The sequence below is a fragment of the Methylophaga sp. UBA4204 genome, from assembly GCF_002379485.1.
Lineage (GTDB): Bacteria > Pseudomonadota > Gammaproteobacteria > Nitrosococcales > Methylophagaceae > Methylophaga.
On sequence record NZ_DFTU01000030.1, the window covers coordinates 60,718 to 60,937 of the forward strand.

The window sequence follows — 220 nt, forward strand, 5'->3', positions numbered from 1 at the left end:
GCTCATCCAGGGTTTTCTTGACCCGCTCAACCAGATCTTCGAAGTTTTTCTCGACTTCTTCGTGCGCTTTTTTCTCTTCTTCGTCTTCCAGCTCACCGAGATCCAGATCGCCTTTGGCAACGGATTGCAGGTGTTTGCCGTCAAAGTCAGTCAGAGAGTTCACCAGCCATTCATCGACGCGGTCGGTGAGCAACAGGACTTCAATGCCTTTCTTACGGAA

The 220-nt window shown here is 50.5% G+C and carries 1 pseudogene; it reads right to left on the bottom strand.

The features are described 5' to 3' along the window. A pseudogene (locus tag B3182_RS03925) lies at positions 1–220 on the bottom strand (molecular chaperone HtpG); the annotation flags it as partial.